Annotated in this window: 21 protein-coding genes and 1 pseudogene; 8 read left to right on the top strand and 14 right to left on the bottom strand. The window is 73.5% G+C overall.

The annotated features are described in order from the left end of the window. Window positions 1-120: 120 nt before the first annotated feature. Complete coding sequence (locus tag ACFV5H_RS06620) at window positions 121-831, top strand: ArsR/SmtB family transcription factor (protein WP_385047410.1); 711 nt, start codon at window positions 121-123, stop codon at window positions 829-831. Window positions 832-986: 155 nt separating this feature from the next. Here ACFV5H_RS06620 and ACFV5H_RS06615 read toward each other — a convergent pair whose 3' ends face one another. From ACFV5H_RS06615 to ACFV5H_RS06575, 9 genes are all read right to left on the bottom strand, one after another. Then, window positions 987-2,072: a Zn-dependent alcohol dehydrogenase gene (locus tag ACFV5H_RS06615; RefSeq protein WP_385047413.1), complete on the bottom strand. Its 1,086-nt coding sequence runs from the start codon at window positions 2,070-2,072 to the stop codon at window positions 987-989. Between the two features lie 16 nt (window positions 2,073-2,088). Further along, on the bottom strand, window positions 2,089-3,477 hold the full coding sequence (locus tag ACFV5H_RS06610; RefSeq protein ID WP_385047415.1) for an aldehyde dehydrogenase family protein: 1,389 nt from the start codon (window positions 3,475-3,477) through the stop codon (window positions 2,089-2,091). A gap of 105 nt (window positions 3,478-3,582) precedes the next feature. After that, entirely contained in the window at window positions 3,583-4,917 is a 1,335-nt protein-coding gene (locus ACFV5H_RS06605) for an ABC transporter ATP-binding protein (protein ID WP_385193199.1), read from the bottom strand. Between the two features lie 227 nt (window positions 4,918-5,144). Further along, on the bottom strand, window positions 5,145-5,342 hold the full coding sequence (locus ACFV5H_RS06600) for a hypothetical protein (protein ID WP_385047419.1): 198 nt from the start codon (window positions 5,340-5,342) through the stop codon (window positions 5,145-5,147). Window positions 5,343-5,587: 245 nt separating this feature from the next. Beyond that, entirely contained in the window at window positions 5,588-6,823 is a 1,236-nt protein-coding gene (locus ACFV5H_RS06595; protein ID WP_385193197.1) for an MFS transporter, read from the bottom strand. Window positions 6,824-6,855: 32 nt separating this feature from the next. Continuing rightward, window positions 6,856-8,301: a CitMHS family transporter gene (locus tag ACFV5H_RS06590; protein ID WP_385047425.1), complete on the bottom strand. Its 1,446-nt coding sequence runs from the start codon at window positions 8,299-8,301 to the stop codon at window positions 6,856-6,858. 98 nt (window positions 8,302-8,399) lie between these two features. Then, a complete protein-coding gene (locus tag ACFV5H_RS06585) occupies window positions 8,400-10,664 on the bottom strand; it encodes a molybdopterin oxidoreductase family protein (protein WP_385193195.1) in 2,265 nt (754 codons plus the stop codon). A 107-nt stretch (window positions 10,665-10,771) separates the two neighbouring features. Next, on the bottom strand, window positions 10,772-11,389 hold the full coding sequence (locus tag ACFV5H_RS06580; protein WP_385047597.1) for a TetR family transcriptional regulator: 618 nt from the start codon (window positions 11,387-11,389) through the stop codon (window positions 10,772-10,774). Further along, window positions 11,389-12,006 (bottom strand): hypothetical protein, encoded by a 618-nt coding sequence (locus ACFV5H_RS06575; RefSeq protein WP_385047429.1) that lies wholly within the window; start codon window positions 12,004-12,006, stop codon window positions 11,389-11,391. Before ACFV5H_RS06575 ends, ACFV5H_RS06580 begins: the two co-directional genes overlap by 1 nt. 176 nt (window positions 12,007-12,182) lie before the next feature. On the opposite strand from ACFV5H_RS06575, the gene hmgA reads away from it, so the two are divergent. Genes hmgA through ACFV5H_RS06560 form a run of 3 tightly spaced genes read left to right on the top strand, consistent with a single transcriptional unit; the run spans window position 12,183 to window position 15,486 of the window. After that, a complete protein-coding gene (gene hmgA, locus ACFV5H_RS06570; RefSeq protein ID WP_385193193.1) occupies window positions 12,183-13,499 on the top strand; it encodes a homogentisate 1,2-dioxygenase in 1,317 nt (438 codons plus the stop codon). 27 nt (window positions 13,500-13,526) lie between these two features. After that, window positions 13,527-14,276, top strand: a complete 750-nt coding sequence (locus tag ACFV5H_RS06565) for a GntR family transcriptional regulator (RefSeq protein WP_385047435.1) — start codon at window positions 13,527-13,529, stop codon at window positions 14,274-14,276. Between the two features lie 25 nt (window positions 14,277-14,301). Then, window positions 14,302-15,486, top strand: coding sequence for a type ISP restriction/modification enzyme (locus tag ACFV5H_RS06560; protein ID WP_385193190.1), 1,185 nt, complete (start codon window positions 14,302-14,304; stop codon window positions 15,484-15,486). A gap of 9 nt (window positions 15,487-15,495) precedes the next feature. Here the strand turns inward: ACFV5H_RS06560 and ACFV5H_RS06555 are convergent. From ACFV5H_RS06555 to ACFV5H_RS06540, 4 genes and pseudogenes are all read right to left on the bottom strand, one after another. After that, window positions 15,496-15,663: pseudogene (locus tag ACFV5H_RS06555) on the bottom strand (TetR/AcrR family transcriptional regulator); the annotation flags it as partial. A 408-nt stretch (window positions 15,664-16,071) separates the two neighbouring features. Continuing rightward, window positions 16,072-16,347, bottom strand: a complete 276-nt coding sequence (locus tag ACFV5H_RS06550; RefSeq protein ID WP_344561509.1) for a hypothetical protein — start codon at window positions 16,345-16,347, stop codon at window positions 16,072-16,074. 126 nt (window positions 16,348-16,473) lie between these two features. Next, window positions 16,474-17,292 (bottom strand): anti-sigma factor domain-containing protein, encoded by an 819-nt coding sequence (locus tag ACFV5H_RS06545; protein ID WP_385193188.1) that lies wholly within the window; start codon window positions 17,290-17,292, stop codon window positions 16,474-16,476. Continuing rightward, the gene (locus tag ACFV5H_RS06540; protein WP_385047442.1) at window positions 17,289-17,831 is read right to left on the bottom strand and encodes a sigma-70 family RNA polymerase sigma factor; all 543 of its coding nucleotides are present in this window, start codon (window positions 17,829-17,831) and stop codon (window positions 17,289-17,291) included. Before ACFV5H_RS06540 ends, ACFV5H_RS06545 begins: the two co-directional genes overlap by 4 nt. Window positions 17,832-18,074: 243 nt before the next feature. Here ACFV5H_RS06540 and ACFV5H_RS06535 point away from each other — a divergent pair, with 243 nt between their 5' ends. The 4 genes from ACFV5H_RS06535 (at window position 18,075) to ACFV5H_RS06520 (ending at window position 24,817) form a co-directional block, all read left to right on the top strand. Continuing rightward, on the top strand, window positions 18,075-19,607 hold the full coding sequence (locus ACFV5H_RS06535; RefSeq protein ID WP_385047445.1) for a DUF4331 domain-containing protein: 1,533 nt from the start codon (window positions 18,075-18,077) through the stop codon (window positions 19,605-19,607). A gap of 72 nt (window positions 19,608-19,679) precedes the next feature. Continuing rightward, window positions 19,680-21,611: a tetratricopeptide repeat protein gene (locus tag ACFV5H_RS06530; protein WP_385193186.1), complete on the top strand. Its 1,932-nt coding sequence runs from the start codon at window positions 19,680-19,682 to the stop codon at window positions 21,609-21,611. Continuing rightward, window positions 21,608-23,140, top strand: coding sequence for a nickel transporter (locus ACFV5H_RS06525; protein ID WP_385193183.1), 1,533 nt, complete (start codon window positions 21,608-21,610; stop codon window positions 23,138-23,140). Before ACFV5H_RS06530 ends, ACFV5H_RS06525 begins: the two co-directional genes overlap by 4 nt. A gap of 78 nt (window positions 23,141-23,218) precedes the next feature. Continuing rightward, complete coding sequence (locus ACFV5H_RS06520; RefSeq protein ID WP_385193299.1) at window positions 23,219-24,817, top strand: serine/threonine-protein kinase; 1,599 nt, start codon at window positions 23,219-23,221, stop codon at window positions 24,815-24,817. Window positions 24,818-24,841: 24 nt separating this feature from the next. On the opposite strand, the gene ACFV5H_RS06515 is transcribed toward ACFV5H_RS06520, so the two are convergent. Beyond that, the gene (locus ACFV5H_RS06515) at window positions 24,842-25,648 is read right to left on the bottom strand and encodes an SGNH/GDSL hydrolase family protein (protein WP_385193180.1); all 807 of its coding nucleotides are present in this window, start codon (window positions 25,646-25,648) and stop codon (window positions 24,842-24,844) included. Window positions 25,649-26,063: the final 415 nt, after the last annotated feature.

The raw sequence follows: 26,063 nt of genomic DNA, 5'->3' as shown, positions 1-26,063 counted from the left end.
GCAGTTCCCCGCGCCCCTTCAGGGCACTGTCGTGGCCGTACGTCGACACGGTCCCGCGCCCCTTCAGGAGCCAGGACCCTTCGGTGAGCGCCGAAGGGTCCGTGCCTCATGCTGGGGGGCATGACCTCCAAGGACCCCCGGGCGGCCGGTCTCGCGCGGCTCGCCGCGCTGGCCGCCGACGAGACGCGGGCCGCGTGTCTGCTGGCGCTGCTGGACGGGCGGGCCTGGACGGCGGGTGAACTGGCCCGGCACGCCGGGGTCGCCGCGTCCACGCTGAGCGAGCACCTGGGCAAACTGGTCGCGGGCGGACTGCTGGCCGAGGAACGGCAGGGGCGGCACCGGTACGTACGGCTGGCCGACGCACGGGCCGCGCAACTGGTGGAGGACCTGGCCGCGCAGGTGGTTCCGGGTGCCGCCGAACGCCCGCGCACGCTGCGGCAGGCGGGCGCCGGGTCGGCCATGGCCCGCGGACGCACCTGCTACGACCATCTCGCCGGGCGGCTCGGCATCGCCGTCACGGACGCCTTCACCGCGCGGGGACTGCTGCTCCAGGAGACCGGGTTCGCGCTCACCGACGCGGGACTGCGCTGGTTCGGTGCGGCGGGCATCGACCTCGGCCGCCGCGGACGGCGCCCGCTGGCCCGTGCCTGCCTGGACTGGACGGAACGCCGCCCCCATCTCGCCGGAGTGGCGGGCGCCGCCCTGTGCCGGCACGCCCTGGAGACGGGGTGGTGCGTGCGCATCGGCTCCGAGCGGGCGGTGAAGGTGACGGAGACGGGCGAACGCGCGCTGTCCGAGCTGCTGGGGATCGACGCGGTGGCCCTCCGCTGAACCACCCGGGCGAACCGTCCGGACCTGCGCACCGCTCACCGGAGCGGGCGGTGCGCCGTGTCCCGCGGGTGTGGCGGTGTCCCGGTCCCGGCCGACGGGGCGGCGCAGGCGGCCGTGGGCCCCGTTCCCCGGGAGGAGGCCGCCCGCAGGCCACGCTAGAACACCACCAGTGCCCGTCCGCCCTTGCCGGCCAGCATGTTGTCGAAGGCGTCCGGGATGCCGTCCAGGGCGATGTGTTCGGTGACCAGGGTGCCGAGGTCGAGGCGGCCGGCTCGGACGTGTTCGGCGAGGACCGGGAGGTCGCGGGCGGGGTCGGAGTTGCCGTAGACGCAGCCGGAGAGGGTGCGGCCCCAGTGGAAGATCTCCAGGGCGTTGAAGGTGACCTGCTGGTCCTTGCCGCCGATGCCGACGACCGTGGTGCGTCCGCCGCGCCGGGTGGATTCCCAGGCCGTACGGATGGTGGTCGCGCGGCCGACGCACTCGACGGCCACGTCCACGCCCTCCTTGCCGGTGAGGGCGCGGATCTGCCGGGCGGTGGTGTCGGAGGCGACGAGGTAGTCGGTGGCGCCCGCGGACCGGGCGAGCTCCTCCTTCCGAGGGGAGACGTCGACCGCGACGATCGTGGACGCGCCCGCGATCCGGGCCGACTGGAGCGCGGCGAGGCCCACTCCCCCGACGCCGAACACCGCGACCGTCTCCCCCGGCCGCACCTGGGCGGAGTGGTGGACGGCGCCGTAGCCGGTGAGCACCGCGCAGCCCAGCAGGGCGGCGTCGGTGAGCGGGACGCCGTCCGGGGCGGGCAGCACACAGGAGGCCGGCACCACCGTCTCCTCGGCGAACGCGGCGACGTTCAGCCCCGGATACAGGTCGGTGCCGTCGTCGGCGCGACGGGCGTGCACCTCGGCGGCGCCCGCCAGGGCGCCCGCGCACAGCCAGACCTCGCCGCGCGCGCAGGCGGGGCAGGAGCCGCAGGAGGGCGCCCAGTTGAGGACCACGCCGTCACCGGGCGCGACCTGGGTGACGCCCTCGCCGACGGCGACGACCGTGCCGGCGCCCTCGTGGCCGAGGACGGCCGGGACCGGCAGGCGCATGGTGCCGTCGGACAGGGACAGGTCGGAGTGGCAGACCCCGGCGGCGGCGAGCCGGACGCGGACCCGGCCGGGGCCGGGTTCGGGCAGGTCGATCCCGGTGATCTCCAGCGGAGCACCGACGGCGGGCAGAACGGCGGCACGTACGGCCATGGCGGATACGACTCCCCTAGAACTGGAGGGACTTGGTCTGGAGGTACTCGGTCAGGCCGTGGGCGCCGAGTTCGCGGCCCACACCGGACTGCTTGTAACCGCCGAAGGGCGCGAGCGGGTTGAAACGGCCGCCGTTGATGTCGACCTGGCCGGTCTCCATGCGGCGGGCGAAGGCCACCGCCTCCGCCTCGTCACCGGCCCAGACCGCGCCGGCCAGGCCGTAGACGGTGCCGTTGGCGATGCGCAGGGCGTCCTCCTCGTCCGTGTAGCGCAGGATCGACAGGACGGGGCCGAAGATCTCCTCCTGGGCGATGGTCATCTCCGGGGTGACGTCGGCGAAGACCGTGGGGCTGACGTGATAGCCCTTCTCGTGCGGGGAGTCGGGGCCGCCCGCGACCAGCCGGGCGCCCTCGGCTACGCCCTTCCCGATGTAACCGCGTACGCGTTCCTGCTGCGCGGCGTTGACGAGCGGGCCGATGCGGTCGCCGTACTTCGCGGCGGCGGTCGCGGCGAGTTCCACGGCCTCGTCGTAACGGTCGTGGTGGACCAGCATGCGGGTCCAGGCGCTGCAGGTCTGACCGGAGTTGGACATGACGTTGGCGACGCCGACGTTGACCGCGCGGGCCAGGTCGGCGCTGGGCAGGATGACGTTGGCGGACTTGCCGCCGAGTTCGAGGGCGACCCTCTTCACCATGCCGGTCGCGATCGCGCCGATGCGGCGGCCGACGGCGGTGGAGCCGGTGAAGGAGACCAGGTCGACGCCGGGGTGCTCGGCGAGGGCCTGCCCGGCCACCGGTCCGAGCCCGGTGACGAGGTTGAACACGCCCGCCGGGATCCCGGCCTCGTGCACGGCCTCCGCGAACAGCCGGGCGACCAGCGGGGTGTCCTCGGCGGGCTTGACCACGATGGTGCAGCCGGCCGCGAGGGCGGGGGCGGTCTTGGCGACGATCTGGTGGAGCGGGTAGTTCCAGGGGGTGATCGCGCCGACCACGCCGACGGGCTCGTGGAGGACCGTCGAGTTGCCCGTCCTCTCCTCGAAGGCGTACGTCGCCGCCAGCTCGGCGTACGAGCCGGTCACGGCGATCGGTACGCCCGCGTGGACCGCCTGCGAGAGCTTGAGGGGCGAGCCGAGTTCGGCGGTCACCGTCTCGGCGATCTCGTCCTGCCGGGCCACGAGCACGTCCCGGAGCGCGGCCAGGCGGGCGGCGCGCTCGGCGGGCGGGGTGGCGGCCCAGGCGGGTAGGGCGGCGCGGGCGGCGCGCACGGCGGCGTCGACGTCCTCCAAGGTGCCCGCGGGGACGGTGGCGATCACCTGTTCGTCGGCCGGGTTCACCACTTCGATCACGTCCGGGCCGGCGGCGGGGCGCCAGGCGCCGTCGATGTACATGCCGTCGTATGCCTTCATCGCGCTTCCTCCGGGGCGGGGTGTCGGTGTCCGACCGCTCAGTTCGTCGAGGTCCTAAACTAGCGGTGTTAGTTTTCCCGCGCCAGAGGTCTCCGTACGACCGTGTCACTCCTCCAGGTCGGGCAGCCGTGCCGGGTTCGGGCAGATCCGCTCGCCCTGCTGGTCGAAGACGAAGAGGTGGGCGAGGTCGACCAGGAGCGGTACCTGCATGCCGTGCCGGAGACGGATGTCGGGGGTGGTGCGGACGATGAGGTCGCCGGGGACGCGGGGCTCGGCGGAGGCCGGGTCCGGCTGTTCGGAACGGTCGAGCGTCGCCACGGGGCCGGCGCGCAGCACCCCGGCCCGTTCCCGCAGCCGGTGCAGGACCGTGCCCTCGCGGCGGCGGCGCCGGGCCGGGCGCTCGGGCCGCGGGCGCGGGGCCTCGAGGTCGGGGACGACGGCGGGGCGGGAGCCGGTGTCGAAGTGCACGAGGACCTCGTGACCCTGGAACTCCAGGTGCTCCACCAGGCCGGTGAGCACCACCTCGCCGGTCCGCGCGGCGGACGGCTTGGCGATCCGTACGGCCTCCGAGCGCAGGCCCACGATGACCTCGCGGCCCTGCTGCACCCGCAGCAACTGGTGGTCCAGGGAGAGCGGTTCGGGCAGTCGCAGGAACTGCTTGCCGAGACTGATGGTCATCGCCCCGTCGAGCGGGGCGCGGACCAGGCCGCGCAGCAGGTTGATGCGCGGGGTGCCGATGAACGCGGCGACGAAGACGTTGCTCGGCAGCGAGTACACGGTGCGCGGGGTGCCGACCTGCTGGAGGACTCCGCCGCGCAGTACGGCGACGCGGTCGCCGAGCGACATGGCCTCGGACTGGTCGTGGGTGACGTAGACGGTGGTGACGCCCAACTCCCGGGTGAGCTGGGAGATCTCGGCGCGCAGCCGGTTGCGGAGCTTGGCGTCGAGGTTGGACAGCGGCTCGTCCATCAGGAAGGCGGAGGGGTGGCGTGCGATGGCCCGGCCCATGGCGACGCGCTGGCGTTCACCGCCGGAGAGCTGGGCGGGGAAGCGGTCGAGGAGGTCCTCGATGCCGAGCATACGGGCGGTGGCGTCCACGCGCGGGGCCGGGTCGGCGCCGGGGGACTCGATGCGGAGCGGGAAGCCGATGTTGTCGCGGCTGGTCATGCTCGGGTACAGGGCGAAGTTCTGGAACACCATCGCCATGTCCCGGTCGGAGGGGGGCAGCTCGTTGCCGTACTCGCCGTCGAGGAACAGCCGTCCCTCGTCGATGTCCTCCAGTCCGGCGATCATCCGGAGCACGGTGGACTTGCCGCAGCCGGAGGGGCCGAGCAGGACGAGGAACTCACCGGGCGCGATGTCCAGCGACAGCCGGTCCACCACGCGGACGTCTCGCGTGTATGCCTTGCTCACGTCGTGCAGGGAGATGGCGCGTGTCATGAGGGTGCCCCCGGGGGCGGATCAGGGCGCTGGTGCTCCGCGTTCGGAACGCCCCGCACGGGTCGCACGGGGCGTATGGGTCACGGAAGCTAACGGAAAGTAGCGGCCGGGGGAAGATGCCGGGCGGGATCAGGGCGCTCCGGTCCACCAGGTGAGAAAGCGGACGTCCGGATTCGACGGGGCGACCGGTGTTCCCCGTCGTTCGACGGGGTGGCCGGTGTTCCCCGTCAGTCGTCCCCGCCGCCCCCGTCGTCGCCGCTTCCCGAGCGGCCGTTCGAACGGCTCGGCCGGGCCAGCTCGCCCGCCACCAGGGTCGCCTTCGCCGCTCCGCGCACCCAGCGCGGACCGCCCCGTGCCGCCCGGACGACGCAGACGCATCCTCCGACGGCGAGGACGAGAACACCGGACAGGACGATCAGAAGCATGCGGCCCCCTCGTAGACGCGGCCCGACCCCCGCCGTACGGCCCGTACTTCATGCGCGATCGCGCCATCCTGCCACTGCGGACGCACCACCGCGCCAACCGCGGGCAGTCGTGCCGCCCGAAGCGCGCCAACCGCGGGCAGTCGTGCCGCAGGGCGGCACGGGTGGGCGCGGCGGCACCCCGCAAACGCCGGGCGGCGTGACCCACCCCCGCCCAGCCCCCGCCCAGCCCCCGCACCCGCACCCACTCACTTCACCCGCCGACGCACCCTCACTCCCGCCCCCTCCCGCGGCTCCCTCCGAGCGCCGGCCCCCTCCCCCGGCCGGGCCGGGGTCCGCAGGGCGACCCCCGAGGCCAGGAACAGCAGCGCGCCCAGCATCACGAACGGCGCCGCCACACCCGCGACCCCCGCGATCAGCCCCGCCGCCGCGGGCGCGGCGACCTGCCCCAGACGATTGCCGGTCAGGCGCAGGGCGAGGGCGGTGGAGCGGGCCTCGGCGGGGGCGGCCTGGACGACCGTGGTCATGGACAACGGCTGCCCGACACCCAGACAGAAGCCGAGGACGGCCAGGATCAGCGCCAGCCCCCAGACCGGCACCGGCAGCGCCACCCCCGCGCACAGCACCCCCGCCAGCAGACAGGTCACCGTCAGCAGCACCGTACGGCCGAGCAGCCGCAGCAGCGGGGTGAGGACCAGCCGGCAGGCGATCGTGGCCGCCGCGCGAAGGCTGAGCAGCAGGCCGATGACGGCCGGGTCGATGCCCCGGTGCTCGCCGACCACCGGGAGGTAGGCGGTGAGGATGTCGGTCGCGGACAGCACGGCCAGGCTGATGAGGATGCCCGCCGGTACGCCACGGGCGCGCAGGATGCCCCGTACCGGCACCCGTGCGCCCTGTTCCTCACGGGACTTCAAGGCCCCGGGCCGTTCTATGCGCCACAGCGAGGTGAGCGCGACGGCGCCGCCCGCTCCCGCCGCCAGCAGGGCGAGCGCGCTGGTCCGTGCCATGTCCGCGCCGATCAGCGCGCCCGCCGCGATGGGACCGACCAGCTGGCCGAGCGAGGCGCCGATGGTGAAGTGACCGAAGTTGCGGTCCTGTTCGTGCGGTGCGGACTGACGGGCGACGAGGGACTGTGCGCCGATGACGAAGCAGAGGTGGCCGAGGCCCATCACCCCGCTCCACAGGGCCATCGTCCACAGCGAGCCGGCGAGGCCGCTCAGCGCGCAGCCGCCGGATATCAGCACCACGCCGACCGGCAGCAGGGGCGCGCAGCGGCCGTGGTCGGTGCGCCGGCCGAGCGGTACGGCGGCGAACAGCGGCAGCAGCGCGTACACGCCCGCGATCACACCGACCGCCCGCTCGTCCGCGCCCAGTGCCAGCGCCCGGTAGGAGACGGCGGGCCGGGCCATCGACACCGCCCCCTGCGCGAAGCCGAAGGCGATGACGAGGCGGAGCAGCCAGCCGCGGTTCCCACCGGGCGCCATGATCGGGTCCTTCCTGAGACGGGTCCGGACGGTCAGATGATGCCGAACAGGATTCCGGCCGCGAGGATCAGCAGGCAGATCATGGCCGCCCACTTCACCACGAACCGGGTGTGGTCGCCGAACTCGACCCTGGCCATGCCGACCAGGACGTACACGGCGGGGACGAGCGGGCTGGACATGTGCAGCGGCTGGCCGACCAGGGAGGCGCGGGCCATCTCCAGCGGGGAGACGCCGTGCGCGGCACCGGCTTCGGCGAGGACGGGCAGGACACCGAAGTAGAAGCCGTCGTTGGACATGAAGTAGGTGAGCGGAAGGCTCAGCAGGCCGGTGACGAGGGCCATGTGCGGGCCCATGCCCTCGGGGATGACGTCCACCATCCACTCGGCCATGCTGTCGACCATGCCGGTGCCCTGGAGGACGCCGGTGAAGACGGCGGCGGCGAAGACCATGCCGGAGACGTTGAGGACGTTGTCGGCGTGGGCCGCGAGCCGGGCCTTCTGGTCGGGGATGTGCGGGAAGTTGACGGAGAGCGCGAGGGCGGCACCGAGCAGGAACAGCACCGGGATCGGCAGCAGTTCCATGATCATGGCGGTGAGCAGGCCGACCGTGAGCAGCGCGTTGAACCAGTACAGCTTGGGGCGCAGGGTGGGGCGGTTCGGGTCGAGGCCCTGGAAGTCGTCGTCCTCGGCGTCGCCGTCGGCGTCCGTGCCGGAGCCGGAGCCGCCGGTGCGCTTGCCCGAATCGGTACCGGTGCCGCCGCCCGCGCCGACGAGGACCGTCTCGTTCTCCTCGGCCTCCTCCTTCACCAGCGCCTCGTCCAGCGTCAGCACGCCCAGCCGCCTGCGCTCGCGCAGACCGAGCACGTAGGCGAGGACGACGACGCCCAGCAGGCCGACCAGCAGGGCCGGGATCATCGGGACGAAGATGTCGCTGGCGTCGAGCTTGAGCGCGGTCGCCGCGCGGGCCGTGGGGCCGCCCCAGGGGAGGGTGTTCATCACGCCGTTGGCCATGGCGGCGACACCGGTCATCACGACCAGGCTCATCTTCAGGCGCTTGTACAGCGGATACATCGCCGAGACGGTGATCATGAAGGTGGTGGAGCCGTCGCCGTCCAGCGACACGATCGCGGCGAGCAGCGCGGTGCCGACGACGATCCGCATCGGGTCCGCCTTGCAGAACCGGAGGATGCCGCGGACGATCGGGTCGAAGAGTCCGACGTCGATCATCACACCGAAGTAGACGATCGCGAACATGAGCATCGCCGCGGTGGGCGCGAGGCTGGACACGCCGTCGATGACGTAGTCACCGAGGTGGGCGCCCTTGCCGACGAACACGCAGAACAGCGCGGGGATCAGCACGAGCGCCGCGATCGGCGACATCTTCTTCATCATGATCAGGACCAGGAAGGTCGCGATCATGGCGAAGCCGAGGATGGTCAGCATGAGTGGATACCTAACGTTCGCCCTTGAACATCCCACCAGGGCCGGCGGTGCGTCGACGTTAGGTTCCGTAAAGCGGCGTTAACAAGATGTCTGCCTGCGAGCAATAAGCGCAAAACCCCAGGTCACAGCTTTGCTCAGGTCAGAGCGCCGAACGTTTCGGTCACGGCGGCGCTCAGCGGGGCCACCTCGACGGGGACGCCGTTGAGGACGGCGTTGCCCGACAACGGGTCGAGGAGGCTGCCGTCGAGGAGCTGGTTGACGTTGGCGCCGGGGTCGGCGGCGGCGTGCCGGGTACGGGTGCCGGGCCGGTCGTGTCCCCAGCCGTGCGGCAGGCTCACCACCCCCGGGCGTACGGCGTCGGTGACCTCGGCGGGGGCGGTCACCTCTCCCCCGGCGCCCTTGACGCGTACCGGCTGTCCGTCCCGTACGCCGAGGCGTTCGGCGTCCTCGGGATGGAGGTGCAGGGTGCAGCGGTTGGAGCCGCCGGTGAGGGCGGGCACGTTGTGCATCCAGCTGTTGTTGGAGCGCAGATGGCGGCGGCCGACGAGGACGAGTCCGGCGGGGCGTTCGTCGAGGGCGGCGCGCAGTCGGGGGAGGTCGGCGGCGATCGGTTCCGGCAGCAGCTCCACCGTGCCGCTGCGGGTCTTCAGCGGCTGGGGCAGCCGTGGGCGCAGGGGGCCGAGGTCGATGCCGTGCGGGTGGGCGAGCAGTTCCTCCAGGGTGAGCCCGTCGGGGTCGGCGCCGAAGCCGTCGCCGTACGGGCCGAGGCGCAGCATCATGTCGAGGCGCCGTTCGGGGCCGGTGGCGCCGGTGAGCAGGGCGGCGAGCTCCTTCGGGTCGCGGCCGTGGACCGGGGAGTGCGGCTCCCGGACCGCCCTGGAGAGGGTCTGGTCGATCACCATGGCGTCGACGGCGGCGGGGTCGGCGCCGTGCATGCCGGTCGCGGCGAGGACCAGCCGGGCCAGGATCTCGGTCTCGGCCATGCGGCCGGGCTCCAGGGGGACGGCCGGGCGGGTGTAGCGGACCTGGTTGCGTACGGCGAGGGTGTTGAAGGCGAAGTCGTGGTGCGGGCTCTGCGCGGGCGGGGGCGGCGGCAGGACGACGTCGGCGTGGCGTGAGGTCTCGTTGAGGTACGGGTCGACGCTCACCATGAAGTCGAGCGAGCCGAGCGCCTTGTCGAGCCGGTCGCCGTCCGGGGCGGAGAGCACCGGGTTGGCGGCGACGGCGACGAGGGCGCGGATCGGCTCGCCCTCGTCGGTGGGGGTGTCGATCTCCTCGGCGAGGGCGGACAGCGGGAGTTCGCCCTTGGCCTCGGGGTGCCGGCTCACCCGGGAGTGCCAGCGGCCGAGGGCGAAGCCGCGGCCGGGTCCTGCGGGGCGCGGGGTCCTGTCGGTGGCGGCCTGCGGGAAGAGGGCGCCGCCGGGCCGGTCGAGGTTGCCGGTGAGGATGTTGAGGACGTCGACGAGCCAGCTGGCGAGGGTGCCGTGCGGGACGGTGCAGCTGCCGATGCGGCCGTAGACGGCGGCGGTGGGGGCGGCGGCGAGTTCCCGGGCGAGGACGCGGAGGGTGGCGGCGTCGACGTCGCAGGCGGGGGCCACGGCCTCGGGGGTGAAGTCGCGCAGCGCCGCGGCGAGGTCGTCCAGGCCCGTGATGTGCGGTGCCCGCTCCCCCAGGTCGACGAGGCCCTCGTCGAACAGGACGTGCGCCAGCGCCGCGAGCAGCAGTGCGTCGGTGCCGGGGCGGACGGCGAGGTGCCGGTCGGCGAGGCGGGCGGTGCGGGTGCGGCGCGGGTCGATGACGGTGAGGGTGCCGCCGCGGGCCCTGAGCGCCTTGAGCCGGCCGGGGAAGTCGGGGGCGGTGCACAGACTGCCGTTGGACTCCAGGGGGTTGGCGCCGATCAGCAGCAGGTGGTCGGTGCGGTCGAGGTCGGGTACGGGGATGGCGTTGGCGTCACCGAAGAGCAGTCCGCTGGAGACGTGCTTGGGCATCTGGTCGACCGTGGAGGCGGTGAACAGGCTCCGGGTGCCGAGCCCGGCGATGAGCACGGGCGGGTAGAGGGCGCCGGCCATGGTGTGGACGTTGGGGTTGCCCAGGACGATGCCGACGGCGTGCGGTCCGTGCCGTTCGACGACGGGCCGTATCCCGGCGGCCACGGCGTCGAACGCCTCCGCCCAGGTGGCCTCGCGCAGCTTCCCGTCGACGCGGACGAGCGGGGCGCGCAGCCGGTCGGGGTCGGAGTCGACGGCCCCGAAGGCGGCGCCCTTGGGGCAGATGAAGCCCCTGCTGAACACGTCGTCGCGGTCGCCGCGGGCGCCGGTGACCCGGCCGTCGTCGATGGTGAGCGTCAGGCCGCAGGTGGCCTCGCACAGGGGGCAGATACGAAGGGCGGTGCGGGACACGGGTCCTCCCGGGTGCGGCGGCAGCGGTGACGCGCGGACGGGCCGAGCATACCGACCGGTAGGCATGGAGGGGAGGGGGTTGTCCGGAGGCTCCGCGGGAGGGCCGTTCAGTCCAGCGTCCGGGCCAGATACGCCCGCAGCATCTCGCGCAGTTCGCCGATGACCTTCTCGTCCCCCTCGGGCGCCATCCGGAACGCCAGGTGGACGAGGGCGTCGGCGGTCTCGACGGCGACGAGGAAGGCGCGGCGCAGGTCGTCGTCGGCCGCGCGCCCGAGGTGGCCGGAGAACAGGTCGGTGAGGCGGTCGGCGACGCGGTGGTTGGGTTCGGCGCGGCGGGTGCCGACGGGTATCTGGTTGCCGAAGTCGACGAGGGAGAAGCCGGGGGCGGTGCGCTTCATGTCGAGGTACTCGTCGAGCACGACGTCCATGGCGTGCCGCCAGCCCCGGTCACCGGTGACCCCGATGCGTTCGGTGACCCGTTCCGTGAAGCGCTCCAGGTTGCGCTGGGCCAGCGCGTCGGCCATCTGGCGCTTGTTGCCGAAGAAGCGGTAGACGGAGCCGATGGGCACGCCGGCGCGCTCCGCGACCGCGCGGGTGCTGAGGTCGTCGTAGCCGACCTCGTCGAGGAGTTCGGCGCAGGCGTCGAGGATCCTGGCCAGCCGTTCGGCGCTGCGCCGCTGCACCGGCGCTCGGCGGAGCGATGTCGCGTGGGGCACGGGCCTCATCATGCCCGCTCGTCCCCGCCCGGGGAACCTCGCCCTCCGCCGGGGCCCCGCCCGTCCGTTCCGCGCACCGGCTTCGGGGGTGCCGCGCCCATCGGCGCGGCGCTCGGGCCGGGGCTCGGCTCCTGGTCCGACACGGTGATGTCGGCCGTGCTCTCCACGGGCTCGCCGTCCACGGCCCACACCGAGCCGTCGTCGGCGTACAGGCGGGCGGTGACGTGGTGCGTGCCGCGCGGGACGGAGTCGCCGGGGAGGTGGTACTCGGGGGTGCGCAGCAGGGCGACGCGGCGGCCGTTCAGCTCCAGGTGCGCCAGTCCGCGGCCGGCGACCGCGCGCCCGCCGGCGCCGTCCGGGGAGAAGCGGAAGTTGCGCACGGTCAGCCGTACGTCCCAGCCGCCGTCGGTGTCCGGGGTGACCTCGACGCCGACGGCGGGCGCGTCCTCCGCGTCCACCTCGCGGTAGGGGCGGCCCTCCTCGTCCCGCTCGTCCAGGAGTTCACCGGCCGGCGAGGACGGCTTCCCGTCCTGTCCCCGGGCATCACTCGGACCGCAGCCCGCGGATCCGGCCAGGAGTGCGACACAGACCGCGAGCGCGGTGATCAGGCTCCGCGTCCACGACATGCCCGGGAGCGTAGAACACGGGTACGACCTCGCGGATCCCCCTGAAGTCGGGTTCCGTGTCCTCCGTCGAGAGGAGGAGGACGGAGGGGGGACGGAGATCGCGTCTCCCTCTTGCGCCGCGGAAATCGCAATCCTACGGTGTTGCATAGGAATCCGATCGCAAGGGAGCACCGGGCATGAGCGGGGACGCGCGCAAGATCGCCGAAGGGCTGGAACACCTCTCCGGTTTCGGCAACGAGCACAGCTCCGAGGCGGTCCCGGGCGCCCTGCCCGAGGGCCGCAACGCCCCGCAGCGCGCGCCGCTCGGGCTGTACGCGGAGCAGCTGAGCGGTACGGCGTTCACCGAGCCCCGCGCGGAGAACCGCCGCTCCTGGCTGTACCGGATCCGCCCGTCGGCCGCCCACCCGGCGTTCACCCGCACGGGCAACGGGGCGCTGCGCACCGCGCCCTTCACCCAGACCGTGCCCGACCCCAACCGGCTGCGCTGGAACCCGCTGCCGGAGCCGGACGGGGGCACCGACTTCCTGGCCGGTCTGTGGACCCTGGGCGGCAACGGCGACGTCACCCAGCGCACCGGCATGGCCGTGCACCTGTACCACGCCACCGCCTCGATGGACCGGGTCTTCAGCGACGCCGACGGTGAGCTGCTGATCGTCCCCGAGCGCGGCGGGCTGCTGCTGCGCACGGAGTTCGGACTGCTGCATGTGGAGCCGGGACACATCGCGTTGATTCCTCGTGGGGTGCGGTTCCGTGTGGACCTCCTCGAGGACTCTGCCCGCGGTTATGTGTGCGAGAACTACGGGGCGGCGTTCCGGCTCCCCGACCTCGGCCCGATCGGCGCCAACGGGCTGGCCAACGCCCGGGACTTCCGGGCGCCCGTCGCCGCGTACGAGGACGTCGAGGGGCCGGTGGAGGTGGTGAACAAGTTCTGCGGCAACCTGTGGTCGGCCACGTACGACCACTCCCCGCTCGATGTCGTCGCCTGGCACGGCAACCATGTGCCCTACGCCTACGACCTGCGCCGTTTCAATGTGATGGGCACCATCTCGTACGACCATCCTGACCCGTCGATCTTCACGGTGCTGACGTCTCCGAGCGACACTCCGGGGCTGGCCGGGGTGGACTTCGTGGTCTTCGCGCCCCGCTGGCTGGTGGGTGAGGACACCTTCCGGCCGCCGTACTTCCACCGGAACGTGATGAGCGAGTACATGGGCCTGATCGAGGGCGCGTACGACGCGAAGGCGGAGGGCTTCGTGCCGGGCGGGGGCTCGCTGCACAACATGATGTCGGCGCACGGCCCCGACCGGGAGACGTTCGACCGGGCGAGCGCCGCGGAACTGCGCCCGCAGAAGATCGACGACGGCCTGGCCTTCATGTTCGAGACCCGCTGGCCGGTGTCACTGACCCCCCACGCGGCGCGGGCGGAACACCTGCAACAGGGCTACGACGACGTGTGGCGAGGGCTCGAGCGTCACTTCCGGCCGTTGCACTGAACGTTCCCCGACCGGTACGGATAGCCCGTGACCTCCTTCGCTCCGGATTCGATCGTCCTGAACCGCAAGTTGCCGCTCTGGTACCAGGTGTCGCAGTCGCTGCGCGCCTCGATCCTCGGCCGCTCGCCCCAGGACCCCCTGCGTCTGCCCACCGAGGAACAGCTCGCCGGGCACTACGGGGTGAGCGTGCTGACCATGCGGCAGGCGCTGAAGGAGCTGGAGGACGAGGGGCTGATCACCCGCCACCGCCGGCGCGGCACGTTCATCGAGCCCGGCGCCCGGCGGGGCGCCCCGGTGCGGCTGCTGGGTTCGGTGGACGCGATCGTGGCCCAGCAGTCCGGTATGACGACCGAGCTGCTGGAGCACGGTCCTGCGCCGGTGCCGGCGGAGATCGCCGAGTACTTCCCGGACCTGTCCGAGGCGGCGGCGTACCACCGGCTGCGCGGTGACGAGAAGACGGGCGAGCCGACCAACCACGCCCGCAACTGGGTCCGTCCCGAACTGGCCGCCCGTATCGACCCGGCCGACCTGCTGCGGTGGCCGATGACCAAGGTGCTGCGGGACGTCGTCGGCGCGGACATCAGCCGGATCACGGACACGGTGGAGGCGCGGCTCGCGGACCCGGAGACGGCCCGGCTGCTCCAAGTACCGCTGCTCAGCCCGATCCTGCACTACACGGGCATCACCTACGACACCGACGGCCGCCCCCTGGACGTGGCCGTCATCAACTACCGGGGCGACCGCTTCTCCTTCACGGTGACCCTGGACGCCACCTGATCCTCCGCCCCTCACAGGCCGTACGATGCCCTGCGTGACGCACGACGACGCTCCGCTGCTGGCGGACCTCATGCCGTGGTCCGTCGCACCGCCTCGGCTCGGCCGGGGGTGGCCGGCGGCCCCCGACGCGGCGTCCCTGAAGGCCCGTTGGGACGCCCTGGTGAAGGCCGAGGGGCCGGACCGCGAGGCGCTGTTCGGGTCGACCCGTTCCAGGACGCCGCACACGGCGGTCGGCCAGCTGCCGGGGCGCGGCGGCGGCACGGAGAGGCTGGCCCGCGCGTCGGGCCCGTGTCCCGAGCCGATACGGGTCCTGTACGCCCCGTTCGACGAGCAGTGGCTGATCCCTGACCAGCGGCTGATCGACGTGGCCCGGCCGGAGTTGTGGCGGGTGGCGGACGAGCGGCAGATCTTCGTCGTGGAGACGGGCACGGCCCCGGCCCTCACCGGTCCGGCGCTGCTGGCCACGTCCCTGCCGCCGCTGCTGCGCACCGGCCGCGTCCGTCCGCTGTACCGCCGGCCCGGCGCCGCGGAGCCGAACCTGGCCCCGGGCCTGACCGGCCACCTCGCCGCCAGGCTGGGCCGGGACACCTCGCCGGTGGACGTCCTCGCCTGGGCGATGGCGGCGGCTCGCGCCACGCCCGCCGGGCTCGCGGTGCCGCTCACCGGGGACGCCGGTGTGTGGGCGCGGGGCGTCGCGGTGGGCCGCCGGATGCTGTGGCTGTCGCGGCGCGACGGGGAGCGGCCCAAGCTCCCCGGCGGGCGCCGCCCGTACGTACGTGCCCCGCTGCCCTCCCGGCCGGTGACCGTGGACTACGACCGGGACGAGGAGACCCTGCTGCTCGACGAGGGCCGTATCTCCCCGGTGCCGCCCGGGGCCTGGGACTTCGAGGCCGGCGGTGTCCGGGTGCTGGAGCGGTGGTTCGCGGCCCGCACGGAGCCGGCCGAGCCGGGCACCCTGGCCGCGATCGGGCCGGCCGGCTGGCCCCAGGCCTGGACCTCGGAGCTCCTGGAACTGATCACGGTCCTCGCCCTGCTGGCCGAACTGCGCCCGGAGCAGGGGGCGCTGACGGACACCGCCCTCCCCGACCCGGTCACCCCGGCCGAGCTGCGCACGGCGGGCGTGCTCCCGGTGCCGCCCTCCGCACGCCGCCCCGCCTCGGTGCTGGACGCCCACGAGGAAGGGCCGGAGGGGCAGCTCGCGCTGATCTGAGGGTCGGCGGCGGGGCTCGAAGCCGTCCGGCATCCGGCCGGTCGCCCGCTCGAACACCGCCTCCGGATCGATCGGCCCGACGTCCTCCGCGAAGGCCGCCGCCATCCGCGGGTACGCGCCGGTCGCGATCCGGCCGCCCAGGCAGGCGATCCGGATCGCGTTCTCCTGCTCCCGCGACCCCGACGGCGGGGCCGCCGGACGGGCTGCGTACGGTCGCGGAGCGGAATCCGATCAGCGCGGTGGCGACGGCGCTGCGGGATCTGTTCGGCGACGCGCCCGTGCCCGACGGGGCGGCCTGGCCGGTGGCGCGTCCCGTCCTCGGGGTCGCTGGGGTGGTGTGCGGTGTTCGTGCCTCTGGCAGTACGGGCGCCGGAAGGGGTGAGGCCCCGAGGTGGATGTCAGGTACCTGCCAGGGTGGAGCCGACCGGTGCGCCCCCGGAGCGCTGCCGGGTGGGAACGGGGGCGCCGGCACGGGAAGGTGCCGGTGTCGGGTCGGGCGCCGGAGGGCCGCCGCGTGCCGTGGGGATGACGGTCAGGGGCGGGGGCGCCGCGCCGGGACGGAGGTGGACCGCCCGGGCGCTGGCGCTACCGGCTGCCGAACAGGGAGCGGCGCAGCCGACGCAGCGGGGCGAAGAGCGAGACGCGGCTCGCCCGGGCCCGCGCGCTCCTGGCGCCGCGGTCGTGCGCGGTGTCACGCGCGATGAGCTCGCGCATCAGCGACGTCGCCTCGGCCGTCTCCCGCTGTGGGACCGCGGGGCCCCCGAGAACCGAGAGATGGCGGTCGAGACGCGAACTGGTCGCGCTGCTACCGCACGTGATCGCAGGGACCCTGGCCCTGCTGCGCACCGTTATCTGTTCCATGTCACTCCCCACCCGTACGAGTCCACCCGGCCCGGGCAGGGTAACCCTATCGCCCCGTGCGGGCACTCGTGTATCGAGGTCACAGGATTCACCTTCCCCATAAGGGGGTTGACGAACACGCGTCGATTACTCTCCGAATCCGACCGTTTTCAGGGCGAGTTGGACGATGGGCTGCGAGGTGGGCCGCGGCGACCCGCCATCGGGTTCGACGGTCACGGCGAGTGACGTCGCGGCGGTGTCGAGGCCGGAGGCGATCAAGGGCGTGCCGCCCTCGAACAGCCCCAGGGAACGCGGTCGTGCGTCCGGACCCATGAGCCAGAGCTGGCGCACACGTCCGTTCGGAGGGTCGCCGTATCCGCCGAGGGTGACGACCGCGCTGCGGGTCGATGCGGAAGCGATCACTCCGATCGTGCGGCCCCGCGCGTCCCGGCCGCTGCTCGCGCGGGCGTCCGGGGCGGCGAGAACGTGGGCGATCTCACGTGACCGGTCGCGCTCGGCGGCCAGCCGGTCCTGGGTCCGGTCCGCCTGGACGGCGAAGAGCGCGGCGACGACGAGCGCCGCGGCGGCGGTGGCCGTCGCGAACGGCACGAACAGCGGCGCACGGCGCCGCTCGCGAAGGCGCGGCGGGGGCGCGGCACCCCAGACGTGCGGCGGGAGTTGCGTGGCACGCGCGCGTGCCGGTTCCCGGGGCGCGGGCTCCTGCGGGGTGGTCCGTACGGCGGCCAGGACCCGGTCCCGCAGCGCGGCGGGCGCGGGCGCGGCCGTGGACCAGGCGAGGCGGACGGCGTCCTCGGCGAGGTCCCGCACCTCGGCGGTACAGCGGGCGCAGGACTTCAGGTGCTTCTCGAAGCGGACGCGTTCGGCGGGTTCCAGGGCGTCGAGGGCGTAGGGGGCGGCGAGCGAGTGCGGGTCCCCGCGGCGCGACAGTCGGTCGAACAGGCTCATGCCGCGCCTCCCAGGCAGTCGCGCAGGCGGGTCAGTCCGTCGCGCATACGGGTCTTGACCGTGCCCAGCGGCAGCGACAGCCGCTCCGCCACCTCGCGGTAGGTGTAGCCGTCGTAGTAGGCGAGGGTGACCGACTGTCTCTGGAGCGCGGTGAGGCGGTCCAGGCAACGGCGCACCCACTCGCGTTCGAGTCCGGCCTCGACCTCCTCGGCGACCTGGTCGAAGGCGGGGCCGTGGCCGCGCCGGGCCTCGCGCTGCTCGCGTTCGCCGGCCGCGCGGGCGCTGCGCACCCGGTCGACGGCGCGGCGGTGGGCGAGGGTGAGGACCCAGGACAGCGCGCTGCCCCGGCCGGGGTCGAACCGCGCGGCGGAGCGCCAGAGTTCGAGCAGCACCTCCTGGGCCACCTCCTCGGACTGGGCGGGATCGCGCACCACGCGCCGCACCAGCCCGTACACCGGCCCGGAGACCAGTCCGTACAGGTCCTCGAACGCCTTCTGGTCACCTCCGGCCACAAGCATCAGCAGCTCGTCCGCCTCCAACGCGCATCCCCCTCTCCAAGCCCCTGCGGGCCGCCCGGTCACACGAGGCATGCGCGGCGAGCGAGCCTCCGGACGGTAAGTACGGATCAACGGACCGAAAACGCGGGTCGGCAGCGAGAAATGCTACGGGCGTACGGGTCCGGCGGAAGGGGCTCGGAAGAATTTCCGAACTCGACCAATCCGGCCCGCCGTCCGCTCCGAAAACCAGTGCGTCAAGGCAAGTCGGCACTGAGGACGGACGGCATGACAACTGACTCCAGGACCGGTGCGGGGCGCGGGAGTCTCGCGACCCTGATCTGCGGGGCGCTGGCCGCCGGGGGGCTCGCGGCCGCCGGCGTGACCGCGCTGGAACCCGAGGCGGCCTCCGCCTCCTCCCACCGGGAGGCCCCGCTGATCTCGGGCACCCCGCAGTACGACAACACGGACCTGTACGCGTTCGTCAGTCCCGACAAGCCGGACACGACGACGATCATCGCGAACTGGATCCCCTTCGAGGAGCCGGCCGGCGGACCGAACTTCTTCACGTTCGCCGAGGACGCGCAGTACGACATCCACATCGACAACAACGGGGACGCGCAGGGCGAGCTGCTGTTCCGCTACACGTTCAGGACGCACACGAAGAACGACAGGACGTTCCTCTACAACACCGGCCCGGTCACCAGCCTGGACGACCCGGATCTCAACATCACGCAGACCTACGACATCGAGCTGCTGAAGCTGAAGGACCAGCACGCGGTGTCCCGTACGAAGATCGCGGACGACGTGCCGGTCGCGCCGTCGAACGTCGGCAAGGCGTCCATGCCGGACTACGACACCCTGCGCAAACAGGCGGTGCACGAACTGGCGGGCGGGGCGACGACGTTCGCCGGGCAGGCCGACGACCCGTTCTTCCTGGACCTGCGGGTCTTCGACCTGCTGTACGGCGGGAACCTCTCCGAGGTCGGCAATGACACGCTCAAGGGCTACAACGTCAACTCGCTGGCGCTCCAGGTGCCGACGCACATGATCGCCGAGTCGGCGGACCAGCCGGTCGTGGGCATCTGGTCGACGACACAGCGCAAGAACGCCGAGGGGCACTTCGTGCAGGTGTCGCGGCTGGGCAGCCCGCTGGTCAACGAGGTCGTCAACCCGCTGAAGGACAAGGACACGTTCAACGCGTCCGCGCCGTGGGACGACGCGCAGTTCCTGAAGAACGTCACCGAGCCGGAGCTGCCGAAGCTCATCGAGGCGATCTACAAGATCCCGGCCCCCGACGAGCCGCGCGACGACCTGGTCGACGTGTTCCTGAAGGGCGTCGAGGGGCTCAACCAGCCGCCGCACGTGACGCCGTCGGAGATGCTGCGGCTGAACACGTCCATCGAGCCGGCCGCCGAGCCGAAGCGGCTGGGCGTCCTGGACGGGGACAACGCCGGCTTCCCGAACGGGCGGCGGCTGACGGACGACGTGATCGACGCCTCGCTCCAGGTCGTCGAAGGGGAACTGGTCGGGGCGGCGAACGACCTGGGTGACGCGGTCGACGCCAACGACAAGGAGTTCGGGGCGGCCTTCCCGTATCTGGCGAACCCGACGGAGGGTTCGCGCGGCCCGCTCGCCGAGGGCGTGGACAGCGGCAACGACGTACGCAACCAGCTCGGTGACGCGCTGCGGCCGGCGGGCGCGGAGGGGTCCGACAACACGACCCTGATCGCCGCGTCCGCCGGGGCGGGGGCCGGCGGGCTGCTGCTGATCGGTGCGGCGCTGATGTGGTGGCGCCGGATGCGCGGCCGGGCGTACTGACCCCGGCCCACCCCGACCGGCACGGCCCGCCCCCACGGCACGGGCCGCGCCGCCGAACACCGAGGAGAGACCATGACTCCGCGCACGAACGACAGCCCCGGCGACGACGAGCGGGCCACCGCCCCGCCGGCATCCGGCCACGAGAAGACACCGGACACCCCACGACCACCGACCGGGGGCGGACCACCGGCCGGAACACCGGAAGAGGGGCACGCGCCGGAGCCGCGCCAAGAACAGCCGAACGCGCGCGGAGCGGCGGCGAAGCACAAGCCGGAGACCGACCGCCGCGCGGAGGCGGAACACGGACACCGGACCACCCACCGCGCGGAAGCACGACACGAGCCCGAGGCCACCCGCGACGCGGAGCCCACCGGCCGTACGCGGACGGAGAACGAACCGGAGACCGACCGCCGCGCGGAGGCGGACCGTGCCCCGGAAGCCGGGCGCGGGACGGGAAACGGGTGCGGGGCGGACACCGCCGACCGCGTGTCGGCCGAGAACGGGACGGAGGCCGCCCGTCACACGCGGGCGGAGCACGCGCCGGGCGCCGGCCACCGTCCGAAGGCGGAGCCCGGCCACCGGGTGCCGGGTGGGGATCCGGCGGCCTCCGTCGGTGAGGGTCGCGCCGGGGCGCGGGGCGCGGCCCTGCGGCGGTTCGCCGCTGCCGCCCGGCGTGGACGAGGGCTGTATGTCGTCTCGTGTGCCGTCCTGCTGGCCGTCGCGATCACCGCCGGGAGCGTCGCGGTGGGAGGCGGGCGGGACGAGAGGCGGGCCGGGGCGGCCGATGTCGCGCCGGCGGCCGTCGCCGGGGTGCTCGGCGGGGGCGATCTCGGGGCCGGGATCCGGTCGTTGCAGGGGCATCTGCGGGCGCAGCCACGGGACTTCGGTGGCTGGGCCACCCTCGGGACCGCCTATGTCGAGCAGGCGCGGACCCAGGGGGACCCCTCCCGGTATCCGCAGGCCGAGCGGGCGCTCGAACGTTCCCTCGCGCTCGAACCCGGCAACGAGCAGGCCCTCGCCGGACAGGCCGCCCTCTCCGCCGCGCGGCACGACTTCACCGGCGCCCTGGCCTACGCCGACCGGGCGCTGAAGCAGAACCCCTACAGCGAACGCGCCCTGTGCTCCCGTATCGACGCGCTGGTCGAACTCGGCCGGTACGAGGAGGCCGCCGGCGCCGCCGCCACCGCCGACCGCAGGCGGCCCGGGGTGCCCGTGTTCACGCGGTACGCGTACGTACGGGAGCTGCGCGGCGATGTGCGCACCGCGCGGGAGGTGCTTCAGCGGGCCCTCGACAGCGCGTCCTCGCCCGCCGACGTGGCGTACGTCGCGACCGCCCTGGGACAGCTCGCCTGGAACCAGGGCGAGTACGGGACGGCCCTCACCTACTACGCGCGGGCGCTCGCCGCCGACGACGACCACCTCCCCGCGCTGGAGGGCCGGGCCCGCGCGCAGGCCGCGAGCGGTGACCGCGCGGGCGCCGTCGGGACATTGGAGCAGGTCGTCGTCCGCTCCCCGCTGCCCGGCCCGCTGGTCGCGCTCGGCGAGCTGTACGAGGACCGGGGCGCCGACGGCGACCGCGCGAAGGCACGCGACCAGTACGCCCTCGTCGACGCCTGGACCGCGCTGGCCCGGACCGGCGGGGTCGACGCCGACCTCGACACCGCGCTCGCCGCCGCCGATCACGGGGACGCCGGTGAGGCGCTGCGCGCGGCCCGCGCGGAGTGGGACCGGCGGCACAGCGTGCACACCGCGGACGCCCTGGCCTGGGCGCTGCACGTCAACGGCCGCGACGAGGAGGCCCTTCCGTACGCCCGCCGCGCCACGGCCACCGGCTACCGCAACGCCGCCTTCCTCTACCACCGGGGCATGATCGAGAAGGCCACCGGGCACGGCCGCGCCGCCCACGGCTCCCTCACCGCCGCGCTGGAGCTGAACCCCGGCTTCTCCCCGCTCGGCGCCCGTGCGGCCCGCGCCGCGCTGAAGGAACTGGAGGCGGCACGTTGAACCTCCGCCGCCGCGTCGCCGCCGGTACCGCCGTCCTCACCGCCGCCTGCGCGCTCGCGCTGGTCCCGGCCGGCACGGCGAGCGCGCACCCGCTCGGCAACTTCACCGTCAACCGTTACGACGGACTGGTGGCCGCGCCCGGTGAACTGCGCGTCCACCACGTCGAGGACCTCGCCGAGATCCCGGCCACCCAGGCCGGGCCGGACCTCGAACGGCTGGGCAGGGACGCCTGGGCCCGGCAGCGCTGTGCCACGGCCGCGCGGGACAGCGAGGTGCGCGTCGACGGGCGGGCGGTCCCGCTCACCGTGCGCACCGCCCACGCGCGCGTGCGGCCCGGTCAGGCCGGGCTCGACACCCTGCGCGTGGAGTGCCGGCTGACCGCGCCCCTCCCCGAGGGCGAAACGGTCGGCCTCCGCTTCCGCGCGGCGGGCGCGTCGTCCGGGCCGGGCTGGCGGGAGATCACCGCGCGGGGCGACCGTACGACCCTCACCGCCTCGGACGTGCCGACGGCCTCGCTCTCCGGTGAACTGACCCGGTATCCGGAGAAGCTGCTCTCCTCCCCGGCCGACACCAGGACCGCGGCCCTGCGCATCCGTCCGGGCGGCCCGGCGCTGGCGGAGGACGGGGCGGAGGCCGACGCGCCCGCCTCCGCCGTGCTCCCGCGCGGTGCCGACCGCTGGACCCGCGCGCTCGACGACCTCGTCGCCCGGCGCGACCCGACCGCGGGTTTCGCCGCGCTCGCGCTGCTGATCGCCGTCGGGCTCGGTGCGATGCACGCGCTCGCCCCCGGGCACGGCAAGACGCTCATGGCCGCGACGGCGGCGGCGCGCGGGGGCAGGGCCCGACTGCGGGACGTCCTGCCCATGGCCGCCTCGGTCACCGTCACCCACACCCTCGGGGTGGTCGCCCTGGGCCTGCTGGTCACGGCCGGTTCGGCCGCCGCGCCCTCGGTGATCGCCTGGCTGGGCATCGCGAGCGGCGCACTCGTCACCCTGGCCGGCGCGAGCCTCGTACGCCGGGCCCTGCGCCACCGGGACCACACGCACCACCACGATCACGGGCACCACCATGACCACGGGCACCACCATGACCACAAGCACCACCATGACCACGGGCACAAGCACCCGCATGGGCACACGCACACCCATACGCACGGCGGTCACACCCACACCCATCCCACCGCCCCCACCCTGCGCGGCACGATCCTGCTCGGTTTCGCCGGCGGGCTGGTGCCCAGTCCGTCCGCCGTCGTGGTGCTGGTCGGCGCCGCCGCGCTCGGCCAGGCCTGGTTCGGACTGCTGCTCGTCGTCGCGTACGGCGTCGGGCTGGCCCTGACGCTCACCGCGGCCGGGTACGCGGTCGTGAAGGCGGGCAGCGGTGTGACCAGGCTGCTGGCCGGGCGTCCCCGCTGGACGGCGGCCCCGTGGGCGACGCTCGTGCGCCGGAGTGCGCCCCTGGGATCGGCGTTCGTCGTCGTGGCCCTGGGTGCCGGATTGGTGTTCAGGGGGGCGGCATCCGCACTCGGCTGAGCTACTTTCATGAGGAAAGGGAGAATTCGCCCGGATGCGAATGGGGGCGCCGTGTCCGAAGAACCGGGCAGTGAGCGGGTGGTCGCGGGCCGGTACCGGCTGCTGTCACCGCTGGGCGAGGGCGGTATGGGCACCGTGTGGCGGGCCCGTGACGAGCTGTTGCACCGCGAGGTCGCCGTCAAGGAGGTGCGCGCCCCGGCCGGACTGCCGGCGTCCGACGTGGAGCGGATGTACGCGCGGCTGGAGCGGGAGGCGTGGGCGGCGGCCCGGATCGCCGACCGCAACGTGGTGACGGTGTACGACGTGGCCACCGAGGACGGCCGCCCGTGGATCGTCATGGAGCTGGTGCGTGGTCTGTCGCTGGCCGAGGTGCTGGACGCGGAGGGACCGCTGTCTCCGCGGCGGGCCGCGCACATCGGCGCGGAGGTGCTCGCCGCGCTGCGGGCCGCGCACGGGGCGGGCGTGCTGCACCGGGACGTGAAGCCGGCCAACGTGCTGATCGCGAACGACGGGCGGATCGTGCTGACCGACTTCGGGATCGCCATGGTCGAGGGCAGTTCCGCCCTGACCATGACCGGGGAGGTCGTCGGTTCGCCCGAGTTCCTCGCGCCGGAGCGGGCACTGGGGCGTACGCCGGGGCCCGGGTCGGACCTGTGGTCGCTCGGCGTGCTGCTGTACGCGGCGGTCGAGGGCCACTCGCCCTTCCGTCAGGACACCCCGCTGAGCACGCTGCGGGCGATCGTCGACGAGGAGCTGCCGCCGCCGCGCCGGGCGGGTCCGCTCGCCCCGGTCGTCGAGGGGCTGTTGCGGAAGGATCCGGCCGAGCGGCTGTCGGCGGAACGGGCGGAGCAGGACCTGCGGCTCGTCGGGGCGGGGGGCTTCCCCCGCGCGGACACGGCGCGTTCGGTGCCGTACACCCCGACGGTGGCCGCGCTGCCGCACCCGGGGGCGCACTCGCCCACTCCCCCGATGCCGGTCGCGGGAGCGTCGGCGGCGACCACCGCGGTCACCCGGCCGGAGCGCGACCGGCGTGCCGCGGTCGCCCTGGTGGCGGGTGTGGTGGTCCTGGCCCTGGCGCTGGCCGGGCTGACGTACGCGCTGCTGGACCGCGGGGACGACGACCCCGGCGCCAAGGGCACCGGGGGCCGGGCGAGTTCGCCCGTGCGCACCGGTGACGACGAGGACGACGGCGGAACGCCGACGACGGACGGTCCGACGCCGTCCCCCACCGCGAGCGAAGAGGAGGAGAAGAAGGAGGAGGAGGAGAAGTCCACTCCCCCGCCGCAGACGGTGTCGGTGACGGTGACCGGCGCGCACACGGAGTACTCCGGGAGTTGTCCGCCGGCGCACGAGCGGGCGCCCGCGTTCACGGCGACGTTCACGGTGGGGCGGTCGCCGGCCGAGGTCTCCTACCGCTGGGTGGCCGAGGACGGCTCGGTGGACGATCCGGGCTGGCGGAAGCTGTCGTTCCCCGAGGGGGACGGCCGTACGAAGCAGGACACGGTGGTCGTGACGACGTACTCGGAGACCGGGACGTTCGAAAGCGAGATCGGCGTGGAGGTCCGGGAGCCGGTGCGGACGGTCTCCGAGACGGTGCCGTTCTCGGTGACGTGCGAGGCGGAGACCCCGACGGGCGAGGCCTCCGCTTCTCCTTCCGGTTCGGACGACGGGTACTGACGGGTCCTGACGGACGCCGACGGGTCAGGCCGCGGCGTCGAGCGCCGGCAGATAGCCGCCGGACTGTCCGGCGGCCGTCGGGTGGTACGAGTTGCCGATGTTGAGCCAGTCCACGCTGTGCAGCCAGGAGCTGCCGGAACAGATCTCGTGGCCGGTGAAGGTGGGGCGTACGTCGCCGAAGGTGAAGCCGTGGGCGCCGGCGCGCCGGGCGATGGCGTTGTCGAGGTGGTCGGCGGCGTCGTTGATCGCCTTCCGCTTGGTCTCGGAGAGACCGATGCAGGAAGTGCCGAGCTTGTAGAACCGGGGGTAGCCGATCACCACGACATGGGCGTTGGGGGCCCGGTCGCGGATCGTCGAGTAGACGCTGTCGAGCTTGCCGGGCAGCGTCGAGTCGACGTACGCCTTCGCGGTGGCGATCCGTGAGAGGCAGGAGCTGTCGGACTGGAGCACACAGGTCGTCATGACGTCGGAGAAACCGGCGTCGTTGCCGCCGACACTGATCGAGACCAGGCCGGTCGAGGTGGAGAGCGGGCCGAGCTGCCCGGAGAGGACATCACCCGTTCGGGCGCCCGAGCAGGCCGTGAAGTCGAAGGACGAGGGTGAGTTGGCGGCCGCCCAGAGGTAGGGGTGGGCCTTCGTGCTGCGCTTGCAGTCGCCGCTGGAGGAGATGTAGCTGCCGGCTCCGACGCCGGAGGCGTAGGAGTCGCCGAGCGCCACATAGCCGCCCGCCGCGGCCTGTTGGGACGCCTGGGCCGTCGTGGCCCCGGTGAGGGCGGTGGTGGCGGCGAGGAGGAGCGAGCCCACGAAGAGGGCAAGTCGGGAACGTCTCATGGAACCTCCCTTTAGCAGGATCTCTGCCGCAACCGTGGTACCAACTACGCGTGTTGACCGGAAGTGTCCATGCCAAGACTGTTACTGTTCGATCCTGGACCAAAACCGGCCGTAAGGACTTTTACGCCCTTGACGGCCCCTACGGGGTGCGCCACATTGAAGCCCGGCATCCGACGCTTCGGGGGGCAAAGTCGGCCATGCGGAAACACACATCCCGGCAAGAGACTTACGTAACGGCCAAACCGACGAAAACGTGATCGGCCGTTCCAGGTCTTGCCATTCTGCTTCAATCGTCAATACCGTCATACATCTCACCCGCATCGGTCCGTCAGTACGCGGCTCCAGGGGAGGGCTCAGGACCGCGACGAACCGGCGCGGGGCGCGGTAGGGGGGTGCCGTGCTCGGTGACCGCATC

The sequence above is a fragment of the Streptomyces sp. NPDC059787 genome (assembly GCF_042732315.1).
In the GTDB taxonomy this organism is placed as follows: Bacteria; Actinomycetota; Actinomycetes; order Streptomycetales; family Streptomycetaceae; genus Streptomyces; species Streptomyces atrovirens.
This window is presented reverse-complemented; position numbering and strand designations above follow the sequence as displayed.

What these genes read in the sequence shown, in the direction of transcription:
- ACFV5H_RS06620 (WP_385047410.1), top strand. Translation starts at nt 121, where the DNA reads ATGACCTCCAAGGACCCCCGGGCGGCCGGTCTCGCGCGGCTCGCCGCG.
- ACFV5H_RS06615 (WP_385047413.1), bottom strand. Translation starts at nt 2,072, where the DNA reads ATGGCCGTACGTGCCGCCGTTCTGCCCGCCGTCGGTGCTCCGCTGGAG.
- ACFV5H_RS06610 (WP_385047415.1), bottom strand. Translation starts at nt 3,477, where the DNA reads ATGAAGGCATACGACGGCATGTACATCGACGGCGCCTGGCGCCCCGCC.
- ACFV5H_RS06605 (WP_385193199.1), bottom strand. Translation starts at nt 4,917, where the DNA reads ATGACACGCGCCATCTCCCTGCACGACGTGAGCAAGGCATACACGCGA.
- ACFV5H_RS06600 (WP_385047419.1), bottom strand. Translation starts at nt 5,342, where the DNA reads ATGCTTCTGATCGTCCTGTCCGGTGTTCTCGTCCTCGCCGTCGGAGGA.
- ACFV5H_RS06595 (WP_385193197.1), bottom strand. Translation starts at nt 6,823, where the DNA reads ATGGCGCCCGGTGGGAACCGCGGCTGGCTGCTCCGCCTCGTCATCGCC.
- ACFV5H_RS06580 (WP_385047597.1), bottom strand. Translation starts at nt 11,389, where the DNA reads ATGAGGCCCGTGCCCCACGCGACATCGCTCCGCCGAGCGCCGGTGCAG.
- ACFV5H_RS06575 (WP_385047429.1), bottom strand. Translation starts at nt 12,006, where the DNA reads ATGTCGTGGACGCGGAGCCTGATCACCGCGCTCGCGGTCTGTGTCGCA.
- hmgA (WP_385193193.1), top strand. Translation starts at nt 12,183, where the DNA reads ATGAGCGGGGACGCGCGCAAGATCGCCGAAGGGCTGGAACACCTCTCC.
- ACFV5H_RS06560 (WP_385193190.1), top strand. Translation starts at nt 14,302, where the DNA reads ATGCCCTGCGTGACGCACGACGACGCTCCGCTGCTGGCGGACCTCATG.
- ACFV5H_RS06550 (WP_344561509.1), bottom strand. Translation starts at nt 16,347, where the DNA reads ATGGAACAGATAACGGTGCGCAGCAGGGCCAGGGTCCCTGCGATCACG.
- ACFV5H_RS06545 (WP_385193188.1), bottom strand. Translation starts at nt 17,292, where the DNA reads ATGAGCCTGTTCGACCGACTGTCGCGCCGCGGGGACCCGCACTCGCTC.
- ACFV5H_RS06535 (WP_385047445.1), top strand. Translation starts at nt 18,075, where the DNA reads ATGACAACTGACTCCAGGACCGGTGCGGGGCGCGGGAGTCTCGCGACC.
- ACFV5H_RS06530 (WP_385193186.1), top strand. Translation starts at nt 19,680, where the DNA reads ATGACTCCGCGCACGAACGACAGCCCCGGCGACGACGAGCGGGCCACC.
- ACFV5H_RS06515 (WP_385193180.1), bottom strand. Translation starts at nt 25,648, where the DNA reads ATGAGACGTTCCCGACTTGCCCTCTTCGTGGGCTCGCTCCTCCTCGCC.